The 590-nt window shown below is 65.4% G+C and carries 1 protein-coding gene; it reads left to right on the top strand.

Annotated elements, in window-relative coordinates; genetic code table 11:
• Positions 1 to 33: 33 nt before the first annotated feature.
• The coding region (gene traN, locus G3480_RS27295) for a conjugal transfer protein TraN (protein ID WP_338114246.1) at positions 34 to 590 on the top strand (557 nt) is incomplete at its 3' end.

The raw sequence follows: 590 nt of genomic DNA, 5'->3' as shown, positions 1-590 counted from the left end.
GTCACCGGCGGTGAGCTGTGCGGGGGCGAGTTGGTGACACCTCCCTATCTGGGCGAGACCGGCAACGAGCCCTGGGAGCAGTTCTCCGGCATCGGCGCCGCCTGCATGCAGATCAGCGTGGACCTCGACTGCACCAGTTTCAACGAAGGCCAGATGGATTGCTGGACCGATCCCGACGGTGTGACGCACTGTCCCGAGAATCCGGGTGACCTCGACAACTGCGCGGTCCTCGACGCCGATCCTAACTGCCGACAGGTGAGCCGCCACTGTGCCGAGGAAGCGACCGGGAGAAGTGGCGTTTGCTACGTCGATCAGCTCGTCTACGACTGCGGCACCGACCAGGAGATCGCCGGCATCGAGCGCACCTCGGAGCTGGATTGCGGCGGGGAGATCCGCTGTCTGGGCGATGACTGTGTGGTGATCGAGCCGGAGTCTTCCAATGATTTCGACGAGGCGGTCGCCGCGCTCAACGCGGCGGAGATGGTCTCGCTCGATGCCGACTGCACCACGGGGAGTTGTCAGGTCTTCAAGGGCGAGGCGCTCGAGTGCAAGCGCGCGGTCGGCGGCATCGTCAACTGCTGCGAGCGCCC

Origin of the sequence: Thiorhodococcus mannitoliphagus, from assembly GCF_010915725.1 — a bacterium.
Taxonomy (GTDB): domain Bacteria; phylum Pseudomonadota; class Gammaproteobacteria; order Chromatiales; family Chromatiaceae; genus Thiorhodococcus; species Thiorhodococcus mannitoliphagus.
This window is presented reverse-complemented; position numbering and strand designations above follow the sequence as displayed.